At 63.3% G+C, this 13,599-nt stretch carries 16 protein-coding genes; 13 read left to right on the top strand and 3 right to left on the bottom strand.

The annotated features are described in order from the left end of the window. The first annotated feature begins 136 nt into the window (after window positions 1-136). The 9 genes from mdcA (at window position 137) to madM (ending at window position 7,395) form a co-directional block, all read left to right on the top strand. Window positions 137-1,807 carry a malonate decarboxylase subunit alpha gene (gene mdcA, locus PspS34_RS26360; RefSeq protein ID WP_008001151.1) on the top strand — a complete coding sequence of 557 codons (1,671 nt, stop codon included), beginning with the start codon at window positions 137-139 and terminating at the stop codon, window positions 1,805-1,807. Continuing rightward, window positions 1,807-2,682, top strand: a complete 876-nt coding sequence (locus PspS34_RS26355; RefSeq protein WP_154860972.1) for a triphosphoribosyl-dephospho-CoA synthase — start codon at window positions 1,807-1,809, stop codon at window positions 2,680-2,682. Before mdcA ends, PspS34_RS26355 begins: the two co-directional genes overlap by 1 nt. Beyond that, window positions 2,682-2,981, top strand: a complete 300-nt coding sequence (locus tag PspS34_RS26350; RefSeq protein ID WP_057712932.1) for a malonate decarboxylase subunit delta — start codon at window positions 2,682-2,684, stop codon at window positions 2,979-2,981. The genes PspS34_RS26355 and PspS34_RS26350 overlap by 1 nt, the downstream gene beginning before the upstream one ends. Further along, window positions 2,974-3,825 carry a biotin-independent malonate decarboxylase subunit beta gene (locus tag PspS34_RS26345; protein WP_154860973.1) on the top strand — a complete coding sequence of 284 codons (852 nt, stop codon included), beginning with the start codon at window positions 2,974-2,976 and terminating at the stop codon, window positions 3,823-3,825. Before PspS34_RS26350 ends, PspS34_RS26345 begins: the two co-directional genes overlap by 8 nt. Further along, window positions 3,822-4,625, top strand: a complete 804-nt coding sequence (gene mdcE, locus PspS34_RS26340) for a biotin-independent malonate decarboxylase subunit gamma (protein WP_154860974.1) — start codon at window positions 3,822-3,824, stop codon at window positions 4,623-4,625. The genes PspS34_RS26345 and mdcE overlap by 4 nt, the downstream gene beginning before the upstream one ends. After that, a complete protein-coding gene (locus PspS34_RS26335) occupies window positions 4,619-5,239 on the top strand; it encodes a malonate decarboxylase holo-ACP synthase (RefSeq protein ID WP_154860975.1) in 621 nt (206 codons plus the stop codon). The genes mdcE and PspS34_RS26335 overlap by 7 nt, the downstream gene beginning before the upstream one ends. After that, a complete protein-coding gene (gene mdcH, locus PspS34_RS26330) occupies window positions 5,236-6,147 on the top strand; it encodes a malonate decarboxylase subunit epsilon (RefSeq protein ID WP_150815078.1) in 912 nt (303 codons plus the stop codon). The genes PspS34_RS26335 and mdcH overlap by 4 nt, the downstream gene beginning before the upstream one ends. Window positions 6,148-6,212: 65 nt before the next feature. Next, the gene (gene madL / locus PspS34_RS26325; RefSeq protein ID WP_154860976.1) at window positions 6,213-6,629 is read left to right on the top strand and encodes a malonate transporter subunit MadL; all 417 of its coding nucleotides are present in this window, start codon (window positions 6,213-6,215) and stop codon (window positions 6,627-6,629) included. Window position 6,630: 1 nt separating this feature from the next. Beyond that, window positions 6,631-7,395 (top strand): malonate transporter subunit MadM, encoded by a 765-nt coding sequence (gene madM, locus PspS34_RS26320; protein ID WP_057712938.1) that lies wholly within the window; start codon window positions 6,631-6,633, stop codon window positions 7,393-7,395. 111 nt (window positions 7,396-7,506) lie between these two features. Here the strand turns inward: madM and PspS34_RS26315 are convergent, their stop codons facing one another. Then, on the bottom strand, window positions 7,507-8,421 hold the full coding sequence (locus PspS34_RS26315) for a LysR substrate-binding domain-containing protein (RefSeq protein ID WP_057712939.1): 915 nt from the start codon (window positions 8,419-8,421) through the stop codon (window positions 7,507-7,509). 131 nt (window positions 8,422-8,552) lie between these two features. On the opposite strand from PspS34_RS26315, the gene PspS34_RS26310 reads away from it, so the two are divergent. After that, on the top strand, window positions 8,553-9,170 hold the full coding sequence (locus tag PspS34_RS26310) for a hemolysin III family protein (RefSeq protein WP_150815076.1): 618 nt from the start codon (window positions 8,553-8,555) through the stop codon (window positions 9,168-9,170). On the opposite strand, the gene PspS34_RS26305 is transcribed toward PspS34_RS26310, so the two are convergent. Beyond that, window positions 9,167-10,084 (bottom strand): LysR substrate-binding domain-containing protein, encoded by a 918-nt coding sequence (locus PspS34_RS26305; protein WP_102672868.1) that lies wholly within the window; start codon window positions 10,082-10,084, stop codon window positions 9,167-9,169. The two genes, PspS34_RS26310 and PspS34_RS26305, sit on opposite strands and share 4 nt — an antisense overlap. Window positions 10,085-10,193: 109 nt before the next feature. Here PspS34_RS26305 and PspS34_RS26300 point away from each other — a divergent pair, with 109 nt between their 5' ends. From PspS34_RS26300 to PspS34_RS26290, 3 genes are read left to right on the top strand one after another with little or no spacing between them, the layout of a single operon-like run. After that, window positions 10,194-11,435 carry a D-amino acid dehydrogenase gene (locus tag PspS34_RS26300; RefSeq protein ID WP_154860977.1) on the top strand — a complete coding sequence of 414 codons (1,242 nt, stop codon included), beginning with the start codon at window positions 10,194-10,196 and terminating at the stop codon, window positions 11,433-11,435. A gap of 27 nt (window positions 11,436-11,462) precedes the next feature. Next, window positions 11,463-11,813: a RidA family protein gene (locus PspS34_RS26295; RefSeq protein WP_057712943.1), complete on the top strand. Its 351-nt coding sequence runs from the start codon at window positions 11,463-11,465 to the stop codon at window positions 11,811-11,813. 29 nt (window positions 11,814-11,842) lie between these two features. After that, entirely contained in the window at window positions 11,843-12,745 is a 903-nt protein-coding gene (locus PspS34_RS26290) for a transporter substrate-binding domain-containing protein (protein ID WP_154860978.1), read from the top strand. A gap of 104 nt (window positions 12,746-12,849) precedes the next feature. Here the strand turns inward: PspS34_RS26290 and PspS34_RS26285 are convergent, their stop codons facing one another. After that, window positions 12,850-13,569: a 16S rRNA (uracil(1498)-N(3))-methyltransferase gene (locus PspS34_RS26285; protein ID WP_150815073.1), complete on the bottom strand. Its 720-nt coding sequence runs from the start codon at window positions 13,567-13,569 to the stop codon at window positions 12,850-12,852. Window positions 13,570-13,599 lie beyond the last annotated feature (30 nt).

Raw genomic sequence — 13,599 nt, 5'->3', positions numbered from 1 at the left:
CCCGCGAAGAGGCCCGCATGAACGACGCAGATCTCGATCATTACCCTGAGCGTAACGATCCACCACTCTGCTTGATTGATACCCCCAACCAACACTCCTAAGGTGACCCCCACGACAGCGAACCCGTGGAGTGGTCATGACAACAACAATATCCCCCGACTCGCGATGGACGCGGCGGCGCAGCGAAAAGCAGCGGCGCCTCGAGCTGGTGCGAGGTCTTGCCGACGGTGTGGTGTTGCCCACCGACAACATCGTCGCGGCGCTTGAAGCGCTGATTCTGCCCGGCGACCGCGTGGTGCTCGAAGGCAACAACCAGAAGCAGGCGGATTTCCTTTCGCGCTCCCTGGCCAAGGCCGACCCCGCGAAGCTGCATGACCTGCACATGATCATGCCCAGCGTCGGACGCTCCGAGCACTTGGATCTGTTCGAACGGGGTATCGCCCGCAAACTCGACTTCTCTTTCGCCGGCACCCAGAGCCTGCGCATCAGCCAGTTGCTTGAAGACGGCCTGCTGGAAGTCGGCGCGATCCACACCTACATCGAACTTTACGCACGGCTGGTGGTGGACCTGATTCCCAACGTCGTGTTGTCGGCCGGGTTCATGGCCGACCGCGCCGGCAACATCTACACCGGGCCGAGCACCGAAGACACCCCGGCGCTGATCGAGCCGGCGGCCTTCAGCGACGGCATCGTCATCGTCCAGGTCAACCAGTTGGTGGACGACGTCAGCGACCTGCCGCGCGTCGACATCCCGGCGTCCTGGGTCGACTTCGTGGTGGTGGCCGACAAGCCGTTCTACATCGAACCGCTGTTCACCCGCGACCCTCGGCACATCAAGCCTGTGCACGTGCTGATGGCGATGATGGCGATTCGCGGGATCTACGAAAAACACAACGTGCAGTCGCTCAACCACGGCATCGGTTTCAACACCGCTGCCATCGAATTGATTCTGCCGACCTACGGCGAATCCCTCGGCCTCAAAGGCAAGATCTGCCGCAACTGGACGCTCAACCCGCACCCGACGCTGATCCCGGCGATTGAAAGTGGTTGGGTCGAAAGCGTGCATTGCTTTGGCACCGAGCTGGGGATGGAGAACTACATTGCGGCGCGGCCGGATGTGTTCTTTACCGGGCGCGACGGCTCCCTGCGTTCCAACCGGATGTTCAGCCAGCTGGCCGGGCAATACGCCGTGGACCTGTTCATCGGCGCGACTTTGCAGGTCGATGGCGACGGCCATTCTTCCACCGTCACCCGCGGGCGCCTGGCCGGTTTCGGCGGCGCACCAAACATGGGCCACGACCCACGCGGTCGTCGCCATGGCACGCCGGCCTGGCTCGACATGCGCAATACCGATGTGGCCGAGCCGATGCTCGAACGCGGCAAGAAACTTGTGGTGCAGATGGTCGAGACCTTCCAGGAGGGCGGCAAACCGACCTTCGTCGAAACCCTCGATGCGGTGGATGTGGCGAAGAAAAGCGGCATGCCACTGGCGCCGATCATGGTCTACGGCGACGACGTCACCCACTTGTTGACCGAAGAAGGCATCGCCTACCTGTACAAGGCGCGCTCACTGGAAGAACGCCAGGCGATGATCGCCGCCGTCGCCGGGGTGACCGCCATCGGCCTGCGCCACAACCCCAAAGACACCGCGCGCATGCGCCGCGAAGGCCTGATCGCCTTGCCCGAAGACCTCGGCATCCGCCGCACGGACGCCACCCGCGAACTGCTCGCGGCGAAAAGCGTGGCCGATCTGGTGGAGTGGTCCGGTGGCCTCTACAACCCGCCCGCCAAGTTCAGGAGCTGGTAATGCACGCACTTAACCTGCAACCAAAAAGCCTGAGCCCGGCCGAACGGCTGGCGGACCTGGCAGTGGATGCGCTGATCGACGAGGCTGATCTGTCGCCGAAACCGGCACTGGTCGACCGTCGCGGCAATGGCGCCCACACCGATTTGCACCTGGGGCTGATGCACGCCTCGGCGCTGTCCTTGTGGCCGGCCTTTAAAGAAATGGCGGAAGTCGCCATCGAGTTCGGCGAGATCGGCTTGCCCCTGCGCGAAGCCGTGGGCCGCATCGGTCGCGAAGGTGAGCAAGCCATGCTCGACACTACCGGCGGGGTGAACACCCATCGCGGGGCGATCTGGGCCTTGGGCCTGTTGGTCGCTGCCGTGGCGCTGGAGCCTCAATCGTGCAGTGCAAATAGCGTGGCGTTACGGGCGGCGCGGCTGGCCCTGCTCGACGACCGTTTTGCGCCACGTCCGCTCAGTCACGGTGCGCAAGTCGCCCAACGCTACGGCGCTCGCGGCGCCCGTGAAGAAGCGCAACTGGGTTTTCCGGCGGTGACCCAACGTGCACTGCCACAACTGCTGCTCAGCCGCGCCGCCGGTCATGGCGAGCAGAACGCCCGGCTCGACGCACTGTTGGCGATCATGACGAGTCTGGCCGACACCTGCGTGCTTTACCGCGCCGGTGAAGAAGGCCTGAACACCATGCAACTGGGCGCCCGGGCGGTGCTCGATGCGGGCGGCAGCGCCAGCCTCGGCGGACGTCGCCGCCTGCATGAGCTGGACCAACAACTCATCGCGCTGAATGCCTCGCCCGGTGGCGCTGCCGACCTGCTCGCAGCCTGCCTGTTCATCGACCGTATCGCGTCTGGCGACGGCCTTATCCAGGGAGTGTTTTGATGGAAACCTTATCCTTTGAATTCCCCGCCGGGCAGCCGCCACGCGGTCGCACCCTGGTGGGTTGTGTCGGCTCTGGCGATCTGGAAGTGCTGATCGAACCGGGTCAGGCCGGCAAGTTGACGATCAATGTGCAGACCTCGGTCAACGGCAGCGAACAACGCTGGCGGCACCTGTTTGCACGGATGTTCGACGGCCAGACGCCCCCGGCCATGGATATCGATATCCACGATTTCGGCGCGACGCCGGGCGTGGTGCGCCTGCGTCTGGAGCAAGGCTTCGAGGAGATCGGCCATGACTGACAGCGCATCTTTGCTCAACAAGCACAGCTTCGTCGAACTCGGTGCCCGGCAACGGGCCAAGACCCTGCTCGATGCCGGCACCTTCCGCGAACTGCTCGACCCCTTTCAACGGATCATGTCGCCGTGGTTATCGCGCCAGGGCGTGGTGCCGCAAGCCGACGACGGCGTGGTGATCGCCAAGGGCAACCTCGATGGTTTACCGGTGGTGATCGCGGCCATCGAAGGCGCGTTCCAGGGCGGCAGCCTCGGTGAAGTCGGCGGAGCAAAAATTGCCGGCGCGCTGGAACTGGCCGCCGAAGACAACCGCAACGGTATCCCGACCCGCGCCGTGCTGCTGCTGGAAACCGGTGGCGTGCGCTTGCAGGAAGCCAACCTCGGCCTGGCGGCAATTGCCGACATCCACGCGGCGATTGTCGATTTGCAGCAGTACCAACCCGTGGTCGGTGTGGTGGCGGGCAGCGTCGGTTGCTTTGGCGGCATGTCGATTGCCGCCGGGTTGTGCAGCTATCTGCTGGTGACCCAGGAAGCGCGGCTCGGCCTGAACGGCCCGCAGGTGATCGAACAGGAAGCCGGACTCGAGGAGTACGACTCCCGCGACCGGCCCTTCATCTGGAGCCTGACCGGTGGCGAGCAACGCTTCGCCAGTGGTCTGGTGGACGGTTATGTTGCCGACGACGTGGCGCAGATCCGCCAGCAGGTGGGTGAGTTACTCCAGCAAGAATTGCCAACGCAACCGCGTAGCCAACAGGCCGAGTTGTTCCTGCAACGGTTGGCGCGTCTGGATGCCGAACCGCAAATCGAGCCGTCCGTGGTTCGCGATCTGTACCAAGGAGAACGCCCATGAGTTCGTATTCCCTGCGAGGCTTGAACTGGTTCAACGCCTTGAGCGTCGGAGCGAAAGCGGTCGAGGGTTTGCCGGCTTCGCTGAAGGTCGCGGACGCCGTGCTGGGCGATCAGCCTGTGCGTTTCCTCGCGGTGGTGGCCGACCCGGAAAACCGCTTCGTCCGTGCACGTAACGGCGAAGTGGGTTTGCTCGAAGGCTGGGGCCTGGCCAAGGCTGTGGATGAAGTCATTGCTGCCGATCAGAACAAGGCTCGCAAACGCGCCCTGGTCGCCATTGTCGACGTGCCGAGCCAGGCTTATGGTCGACGGGAGGAAGCCCTCGGCATTCATCAGGCGCTGGCCGCTGCGGCGGGCAGTTATGCCCGTGCCCGTCTGGCCGGTCATGCGGTGATCGGTTTGCTGGTGGGCAAGGCGATGTCGGGCGCGTTTCTGGCTCACGGCTATCAGGCCAATCGCTTGATCGCCCTGCGCGATCCGGGAGTGATGGTGCACGCCATGGGCAAGGCGTCGGCCGCGCGGGTGACCTTGCGCAGCGTCGAAGAGCTCGAAGCCTTGGCTGCCAGCGTGCCGCCGATGGCCTATGACATCGACAGCTATGCCAGCCTCGGGTTGCTGTGGGAAACCTTGGCGGTGGAGAAGATAGAGCAGCCGACGGCGGCGGATCTGGCGCGGGTGACCGAGTGCCTGCATCAGGCGATTGACGATGTGGCCACCGCTGGCCGTGATCTGAGCGGTCGGCTGGGTGCGGCCAATCGGGCGGCGTCGAGCAAGGTTCGTCAATTGCTGAGAGCGCAGTGGTGAGCACGCTACTGGCTCACGACCTGCTGTGGGGCATGACCCCGCAGCAGTTGCCGACGGATGCGCCTGCGTGGGTGATCGAGTCGATCAGTGCCGGCCAGCCGGTGGTGGTCCGTCGCGCCTTGAGCGCGGCAGGGCAGGTGGCCGTGGGCGTGCGCGGGCCGTTGCGCGAACAGCGATTTGCCGCGGTGATGGACGTCGCCGCCATCACGCGGCGGGTGCAGCCGGAAGAGCTCTGCCATGTTCAAGGCCGGTGCGATTTCCCGGCACTGCGTGCCTTGGCGCAACTGCGCTCGCACCTGGATGACAGTGGCTGGGTCTGGGGTGTCAGCGGCAGCGCCGGGTTCGAGTTGGCCAGCGGGTTTGCCGCTTTGCACGAGGGCAGCGACCTCGACCTGATCCTGCGTACGCCACGTCCGTTGAGTCGTGTCGACGCCCAGGCGTTGCTGGCCGTTCTTGATACAGCCGTATGCCGCGTGGACCTGCAACTGCAGGCGCCATCGGGTGCCGTTGCCTTGCGCGAATGGGCCGGTGCTTCGTCGCGAGTCCTGCTGAAAAATGCCATTCAAGCCACCCTGGTGACTGATCCGTGGAATCCACAGGAGCAAGCAGCATGAGCAGCTTGCTGGTGTTCCCCGGCCAGGGTGCGCAACAACCCGGAATGCTGGCGCGTTTACCTCGGGAAACGTTGAACGAGGCGAGCGACCTGCTCGGTGAGGATGTGACGCAGCTGGATTCTGCCGAGGCGTTGCAGTCGACGAGGGCGGTTCAGCTTTGCCTGCTGATCGCCGGCGTCGCTGCTTCACGCCAGTTGGGCATGGCCCCCGACTACGTGGCCGGCTTGTCGATCGGCGCTTACCCGGCAGCGGTGGTGGCTGGCGCCTTGGGTTTCAGCGATGCGCTGCATCTGGTCAGCCTGCGCGGTGAGCTGATGCAGCAGGCTTATCCACAGGGCTACGGCATGACCGCGATCATCGGTCTGGACCTGGCCACGGTGGAAGGATTACTGGCCCGGGTGCATAGCGCAGAAATGCCGGTTTATCTGGCCAATATCAACGCCGATAACCAGGTGGTGATTGCCGGTAGCGACGCGGCGATGAAAGCGGTGGCCGGGTTGGCGAAAGGTTGCGGAGCGGGCTTGGCCAAGCGTCTGGCAGTGAGCGTGCCGTCCCACTGCCCATTGCTTGAGGCGCCCGCGCAACGGTTGGCCGAAGCCTTCGCCAAGGTGCCGCTGCACACCCCGAAGATGGGCTACCTGAGCGGCAGTCGCGCACGTCCGCTGATCAAGCCTGAAGCCTTGCGTGACGACCTGGCCTTCAACATGTGCCGCATCGTCGATTGGCGCGGCACGGTACAAAGCGCCTACGAGCGCGGCGTACGTCTACAGATCGAACTGCCGCCCGGTGCGGTGCTGACCGGACTGGCGCGCCGGGTGTTCGAGCAGGGCACCGTGATTGCCTTCGACGGTGCACGGCTCGACACCTTGCAGGCGCTGATGCGTGAGGAGGGAAGCCGCCACCCTTAGATCATCTGACTTAAGGCTTCGCACAACAAAAACAACATTCGAAATGCACTTTGAGGACTACAGCAATGATTATTTACGGTGTGGCGCTGTTGGCGATCTGTACGCTGGCAGGGGTGATCATGGGGGACATGCTCGGGGTGTTGCTGGGTGTGAAGTCAAACGTCGGCGGTGTCGGGATCGCGATGATCCTGCTGATTTGCGCACGGTTGTGGATGCACAGGCGTGGCGGCATGACCAAGGATTGCGAGATGGGCGTCGGCTTCTGGGGCGCGATGTACATTCCGGTGGTGGTGGCGATGGCGGCGCAACAAAACGTGGTCACGGCGCTGCATGGTGGTCCGGTGGCGGTGTTGGCAGCGATCGGTTCGGTGGTGATCTGCGGCTGCACCATTGCCCTGATCAGCCGGACCCATAGAGGCGAACCCTTGCCCGATGAACCGGTGGATGTAACGGCGGTTGGCGCACCGGCAGGAGGTCGCTGATATGTGGGAACTCATCAAGAACGGTCTGGAACACAACGGTCTGGTCACCGCATTCGCCTTTGTCGGCGTGATCATGTGGGTGTCGGTAGTGATCTCCAAACGCCTGACCTTCGGGCGTATCCACGGCTCGGCGATTGCCATCGTCATCGGCCTGGTACTGGCCTGGGTCGGCGGCACGATGACCGGCGGGCAAAAAGGCCTGGCGGACCTGACCCTGTTTTCCGGCATCGGGCTGATGGGCGGCGCCATGCTGCGGGACTTCGCCATCGTCGCCACGGCCTTCGAGGTGCAGGCCACGGAAGCGAAAAAGGCCGGCTTGATCGGTGTTATCGCGTTGCTGTTGGGCACGGTGCTGCCGTTTATTGTCGGAGCGTGCATGGCCTGGGCCTTCGGTTACCGCGATGCGGTGAGCATGACCACCATCGGCGCCGGTGCAGTGACCTACATTGTCGGGCCGGTGACCGGCGCGGCCATTGGCGCCAGTTCCGATGTGGTGGCGCTGTCGATTGCCACCGGTCTGATCAAGGCGATTCTGGTGATGGTCGGCACGCCGATGGCGGCGCGCTGGATGGGTCTGGACAATCCGCGCTCGGCGATGGTGTTTGGTGGGCTGGCCGGGACGGTCAGTGGCGTGACTGCCGGTTTGGCGGCGACGGATCGGCGCCTGGTGCCTTATGGCGCGCTGACCGCGACATTCCACACCGGGTTGGGCTGCTTGCTGGGGCCTTCGTTGTTGTACTTCATTGTTCGCGGGATTGTCGGCTAGGTTCAGGGGCTGAGTTGTCGGGTCCGACGCTTTCGCGAGCAAGCCCGCTCCCACATTTGGAATGCGGTCGAATGTGGGAGCGGGCTTGCTCGCGAAGGGCTCGACACGGTTTCAAGCCTGCCGATTGGCATACATCCGACACTCCGCCAGCAACGCCAGCAGATTCGGATCACGCTCCTTGGCTTTCAGGAACACCACGCCAATGTGCTGCTGCAACCGGTACTTTTCCTGCAACGGGATCAGCTTCACCCGGTTCTCGTACACCGCCGCAATCCGCCCCGGCAGCAACGCATAACCCACGCCCGAACTGACCATGCTCAGCAGGGTGAAGATGTCGTTGACCTGCATCGCCACCTTCGGTTCGAACCCTGCCTGCTCGAATACCCGCTTGCCGTCCTGATGTGTGGCGAAGCCCTGGGTCAGGGTGATGAAGGTTTCGTCGCGGACCTCGGCCAGGTCGACTTCGGTTCGCTGGGCAAACTTCGAGTCGGCGGGGGTGGCGAGGAAGATGTCGTCGGAAAACAGCGGGATCTGCTCGCAATCCGGGTCGTTGACACTGTCGTCCAGCGACACCAGGGCCGCATCGACTTCCATGTTCTTGAGCTTGTAGAGCAGGTCGATGTTGGAGCCCAGAATCAGGTCGATGTTGAGCTCGCTGCGGCGGATCTTCAAACCCATGATCAGTTGCGGCACGGTCTTCACCGTCAGTGAATACAGCGAGCCCAGCTTGAAACGTTCGGCGGAGAACCCGGCGGCTTCGCGGGTCAGGCGCACGCTTTCGACGACATCCTGAATCAGCTTCTGCGCCCGCTCTTCCAGCACATAAGCGCTTTCCAGCGGCGTCAGGCTGCGGCCTTCGTGCTTGAACAGGGGGCAGCGCAGGGCGCTTTCCAGGGAATGGATCGCCCGATGCACGCTGACGTTACTGGTCTGCAACTCGGCAGCGGCCCGCGCCAGGTTGCCGGTGCGCATGAAAGCCAGGAACACCTCGAGTTTTTTCAGGGTCAACTCTTCATCGATCAGCATGGGGCGGACTCTTTTTGGAATGACTCGATTGTGCCCAATTACTCCGGGCCCGTCGTACAGAAACATTGCGCTTTTACGCTTCAAGCCTGAGCCTTGCGCTCTGCGGTAACGAATTTCGAGGTGAGCAACGCATGTATCACGGGGAAAGACTGAACGCCTGGACGCATCTTGTCGGGGCCGTGGCGGCGTTTATCGGCGGGGTGTGGCTGATTGTGCTGGCCAGTCTCGACGGCAGTCCGTGGAAGATTGTCAGCATGGCGATCTACGCCTTTACCTTGCTGGTGCTCTACAGCTCTTCGACCGTGTACCACAGCGTGCGCGGGCGCAAGAAAGCGATCATGCAGAAGGTCGATCACTTTTCGATCTACCTGTTGATCGCCGGCAGCTACACGCCGTTCTGTCTGGTGACCCTGCGCGGGCCGTGGGGCTGGACGTTGTTCGGGATTGTCTGGGGACTGGCGCTGATCGGCATCCTGCAAGAGATAAAGCCGCGTTCGGAAGCGCGGATTCTGTCGATCGTGATTTATGCGGTGATGGGCTGGATTGTACTGGTGGCGGTCAAACCGCTGCTCGCGGCGCTGGGCAGCGCCGGGTTTGCGTGGCTGGCATCGGGCGGGGTGTTGTACACCGTGGGGATTATCTTTTTTGCCCTCGATCATCGCCTGCGCCATGCCCACGGGATCTGGCATCTGTTCGTGATCGCCGGGAGTTTGCTGCACTTTGTGGCGATTTTGTTTTATGTCCTTTAAGGCTGTACCGGGACCAGGCGATCCAACTGCTCCCGGGCTCGACGGCTGAATACCTGCAACAGATCGTTCAAGGTGTGGGGCGGCGGTTCGGCGGCGCGTGTCACTGCGTACAGGGTGATGGGTAACGGCGGTGCCAGAGGGCGGATCGTTGTGGTGGCGGGAGAGGCGCCAAGGGCGGTGAACGGATCGATCACCGCCAGGCCCGCGCCAGATTCCACCATCGCCCGTGCCAGTGAGTAGGTTTGCACGGCGATGCGTACCCGGGGCGGGGGTTCGACCGCTTCCAGGTAACTGTCGAGCCGCGCGGCCAGCGGATCGGCGCTGGATAAACCGATCAGCGGTGCATCCGCCAGCGCCATCAGTGGCAACGGTTTGCCCGCATCTTCCTGAGGCCAGTAACCACTCGGCGCCAGCGCCACCAGCACGCCGGACGCCAGCGCCTGGGCCTTGAGCCCCGGGTGATCCGGGCGTTGCAGGGTCAGGGCGACATCCACTTCGCGCATCAACAGGTTCTGCACCAGTTCGCGACTGTGGGCGCTGGAGAGTTCGCAAACGATGTCCGGGTAACGCCCGGTCCATTCGTGAATGGCCGGCGGCAGCAATGACAGGGCCAGCGCCGGAGTGGCACCGATGCGCAGGCTGTGGCCAGGTTCGCGGCGCAGGCTCTGCGCCAGGCGCCGCACGCCTTGCAGGCTTTCGCTGACCTTGTCCACTTCGCGCTCCAGCTCCAGCGCTTCCGGGGTCGCCTGCAACTTGCCGCGCACCCGCAGGAACAACGGGAAGCCCAATTGTTGCTCGGCGTGCTGCAACACCTTGCTCACCGCCGGCTGCGAGACATGCAGCAATTGCGCGGCGGCGCTGATTGAGCCGGTCTGGCGGATGGCCTGGAAAATCTCGATATGGCGAAGGCGCATGGCAAGTCCATAACCTTTGTTTATGGGTTTGCCATCTTTATGCATTGTTCAACGTCTGTCACCTGGCTCTAACCTCGGTGTCGTCTTCACAACGGTTTTAAGGACGGACATGGCTCAGCGTGTGTGCATCATCGGTGGCGGTGTGATTGGCCTGGCAACGGCCTATGCGCTGGTGCGCGACGGCTTCGAGGTGACGGTGGTCGAGGCACGGGACTCGCTGGGCAGCGAAACCAGCTTCGCCAACGGCGGCCAGTTGTCCTATCGCTATGTCGCGCCGCTGGCCGACGCCGGTGTGCCTTTGCAGGCCATCGGCTGGATGTTGCGCGGCGACTCACCGCTGAAGCTGCGCCCGCGCTTCGACCCGGCCCAGTGGCGCTGGATGGCGTCGTTCCTCGGCGCCTGCCGCCGCTCGGTCAACCGCGAGAACGCCGCGCACTTGCTGCGCCTGGCGTTGTTCAGCCAGGACACATTGAAGTCCTGGCGCGAGGATGATGGACTGGCGGGATTCCAGTGGCGGCGCAATGGCAAACTGGTGACTTTCCGCCAGAACAGCAGCTTCGAGCATGCGCGCCAAGGCTTGGCCGACCCGCAGCAACAGCAAGTATTGTCGCCGGCCGAATGCGCGCAACTGGAACCGGCGCTGATCGATGCGCCCTTTGTCGGGGCAATCTACACCCCGGACGAAGAGGTCGGCGACTGCCACGGCTTCTGCCAGCAACTGGCCGCCCGGCTGCAAGCGTCCGGCCGTTGCGAGTTTCGTCTCGGGCAAGCGGTGACCGGCATTCGCCACAGTAGCGGCAGCGTCAACGCCATCGAACTGGGTGAGCAAGTGCTGCAGGTCGATCAACTGGTGATTGCTGCCGGTCACCGCAGTCCGTTATTGGCGCTACCCGGGCTGCAACTGCCGCTTTATCCGCTCAAGGGCTACAGCCTGACCGTGCCGATCGGTGTCGGTCACCGGGCACCGGACGTGAGCATCACCGACTACGACCGCAAGATCGTCTACGCCCGCATCGGTAAGCAATTGCGAGTGGCGGCGATGGTCGACATCGTCGGCTTCGACCCTGCTTTGGACCCCAAACGCCTGGCGCTGATCAAGCGTCAGGCCCATGACACCTTTCCAAATGCCGGCGCCTATGACGAAGCCGTCGAGTGGGCCGGCATGCGCCCGGCCACCCCCAGCGGCGTGCCGTTGCTGGGCGCGACGGCGTATCGCAACCTGTGGCTCAACCTCGGCCACGGCGCGCTGGGTTTCACCCTGGCATGCGGCAGCGGACGCTTGCTCAGCGAGCTGATCGGCGAGCGCCGGCCTTCCATTGACCTTCAGGGTTTCAGCCACCGGGCTGCCTGAATACTGATTTCTGAAAAGGACACTGCAATGACCATTACCCGACTGCACAGCAACCCGCGCCTGTCTGGCGCCGTGACCTTTGGCGACCTGGTATTTCTCTCCGGGCAGGTGCCGGGCGATGCCCTGGATGCCACCGGCCAGACCCGCGAAGTGCTGGCGAAAATCGATACCTTGCTGGCGGAGGCGGGCAGCGACAAGGATCATCTGCTCAGCGCGACCATTTACCTGAAGAACATCACCGAGGATTTCGCCGCGATGAACGAGGTCTGGTCGGCCTGGCTATCGCCAGGACAGGCACCGAGCCGCACCACCGTGCAGGCCGAACTGGCCCGCCCGCAGGTGCTGGTGGAAATCACCGTCATCGCTGCACGCGTCTGATAAACCAACACCCACAACGGAGAATAACAATGCAAAAAATCACGTTGCTCGCTTGTACGCTTGGCCTGTTGCTCGGCAGTCAGGTTCAGGCCAATGAAGCGCCGCTGACCGGCACCCTGAGCAAGATCGCCAGCGCCAACAGCATCACCCTGGGCTATCGCGATGCTTCGGTGCCGTTCTCCTACTTGGGTGATCACAGCGGCAAGCCGATGGGTTACTCGGTTGATCTGGCGGGCAAGATCGTCGAGCGCATCCAGCAGCAACTGGCGCTGCCGGACCTGAAGGTGAAGTACAACCTGGTGACCTCGCAGACCCGCATTCCACTGGTGCAGAACGGCACCGTGGACCTGGAGTGCGGCTCCACTGGCGTGACCGCCGAACGGCAGAAGCAGGTGGCGTTCTCCTATGGCTTCATCTATGTCAAAGGCCAGTTGCTGACCGCGAAGGACAGCGGGATCAAGAATTTCGCTGACCTGCGCGGCAAGAACGTGGTGACTACCGCCGGCACCACCAACGAGCGCTTCCTGAAAAGCTACAACGTCGATCACAAGATCGACATGTTCGTGATCAGCGCCAAGGACCACGGCGAAGCCTTCCAGATGCTGCAGTCGGGCCGGGCGGCGGCGTTCTACATGGACGACGCGCTGCTCTACGGTGAGCGCGCCAAGGCCAATGACCCGCACAAGTGGGTGGTGGTCGGGGAGGAGCAATCGCGGGAGATCTACAGCTGCATGGTGCGCAAGGACGATCCGCAGTTCCTGGCGCTGGTCAACGGCGCGTTGGCGGATCTGTACAGCTCGGGCGAGATCAATGGCATCTACAAACGCTGGTTCGAGCAGCCGATCCCGCCGAAGGGTTTGAACCTTGAGTTCCCGATGACCAGCGAACTCAAGGCGATCATTGCCAAACCGGTGAGTGATCCGGTGCAGTAGCAGCCAGATCGGCCTCTAGACCGTGTCGCGGCCATTCGCGAGCAAGCCCGCTCCCACATTGGAACGCATTCCCCTGTGGGAGCGGGCTTGCTCGCGAAGAGGCACTAGAAATCACCCCAGAGTTGCTGGGCCACCGCCAGTGCAACAACCGGCGCGGTTTCGGTGCGCAACACCCGTGGACCGAGGCGGGCGGCGTGGAAGCCGCCGGCCTTGGCCTGATCGACTTCGGCATCGGACAAACCACCCTCCGGGCCGATCAGGAATGCCAGATTTGAAGGTTTGGCGTGGCTCACCAACGGTTCGGCCACCGGGTGCAGCACCAGTTTCAAATCAGCTTGTGTCTGCTTCAACCAGTCAGTCAGCAACAGCGGCGGATGAATCACCGGCACCCTTGAACGCCCGCACTGTTCGCATGCGCTGATCGCCACCTGGCGCCAGTGCAGCAGGCGTTTGTCGGCGCGCTCGTCCTTGAGTCGGACTTCGCAGCGCTCTGTGAAGATCGGGGTGATTTCAGTGACGCCCAGTTCCGTGGCTTTCTGGATCGCCCAGTCCATGCGTTCACCCCGGGACAGGCCCTGGCCGAGATGGATTTGCAGCGGCGACTCGATCTGCCCGGCGAAGCTTTCATCGATCTGCACCACGACGCGCTTTTTGCCGACGTCGACCAGCCTGGCGCGAAACTCCTGGCCCGAACCGTCGAACAACTGCAACGCATCGCCCTCGGCCATGCGCAGCACGCGGCTGATGTAGTGGGCCTGGGCTTCGGGCAACTCGTGCTCGCCGATGCTCAGGGGGGCGTCGATGAAGAAACGGGACAGTCTCATGCTGGATCTCTGGAAAAATGTGAATCAGTG

The sequence above is a fragment of the Pseudomonas sp. S34 genome, assembly GCF_009866745.1.
Classification (GTDB): domain Bacteria; phylum Pseudomonadota; class Gammaproteobacteria; order Pseudomonadales; family Pseudomonadaceae; genus Aquipseudomonas; species Aquipseudomonas jessenii.
The sequence above is the reverse complement of the archived record's forward strand: the minus strand, read 5'-3'. Positions and strand labels throughout refer to the sequence as shown.

Bases quoted from the DNA above. Each gene is read 5' to 3' on its own strand.
- mdcA (WP_008001151.1), top strand. From the start codon at position 137: ATGACAACAACAATATCCCCCGACTCGCGATGGACGCGGCGGCGCAGC.
- PspS34_RS26355 (WP_154860972.1), top strand. From the start codon at position 1,807: ATGCACGCACTTAACCTGCAACCAAAAAGCCTGAGCCCGGCCGAACGG.
- PspS34_RS26350 (WP_057712932.1), top strand. From the start codon at position 2,682: ATGGAAACCTTATCCTTTGAATTCCCCGCCGGGCAGCCGCCACGCGGT.
- PspS34_RS26345 (WP_154860973.1), top strand. From the start codon at position 2,974: ATGACTGACAGCGCATCTTTGCTCAACAAGCACAGCTTCGTCGAACTC.
- mdcE (WP_154860974.1), top strand. From the start codon at position 3,822: ATGAGTTCGTATTCCCTGCGAGGCTTGAACTGGTTCAACGCCTTGAGC.
- mdcH (WP_150815078.1), top strand. From the start codon at position 5,236: ATGAGCAGCTTGCTGGTGTTCCCCGGCCAGGGTGCGCAACAACCCGGA.
- madL (WP_154860976.1), top strand. From the start codon at position 6,213: ATGATTATTTACGGTGTGGCGCTGTTGGCGATCTGTACGCTGGCAGGG.
- madM (WP_057712938.1), top strand. From the start codon at position 6,631: ATGTGGGAACTCATCAAGAACGGTCTGGAACACAACGGTCTGGTCACC.
- PspS34_RS26315 (WP_057712939.1), bottom strand. From the start codon at position 8,421: ATGCTGATCGATGAAGAGTTGACCCTGAAAAAACTCGAGGTGTTCCTG.
- PspS34_RS26310 (WP_150815076.1), top strand. From the start codon at position 8,553: ATGTATCACGGGGAAAGACTGAACGCCTGGACGCATCTTGTCGGGGCC.
- PspS34_RS26305 (WP_102672868.1), bottom strand. From the start codon at position 10,084: ATGCGCCTTCGCCATATCGAGATTTTCCAGGCCATCCGCCAGACCGGC.
- PspS34_RS26300 (WP_154860977.1), top strand. From the start codon at position 10,194: ATGGCTCAGCGTGTGTGCATCATCGGTGGCGGTGTGATTGGCCTGGCA.
- PspS34_RS26295 (WP_057712943.1), top strand. From the start codon at position 11,463: ATGACCATTACCCGACTGCACAGCAACCCGCGCCTGTCTGGCGCCGTG.
- PspS34_RS26290 (WP_154860978.1), top strand. From the start codon at position 11,843: ATGCAAAAAATCACGTTGCTCGCTTGTACGCTTGGCCTGTTGCTCGGC.
- PspS34_RS26285 (WP_150815073.1), bottom strand. From the start codon at position 13,569: ATGAGACTGTCCCGTTTCTTCATCGACGCCCCCCTGAGCATCGGCGAG.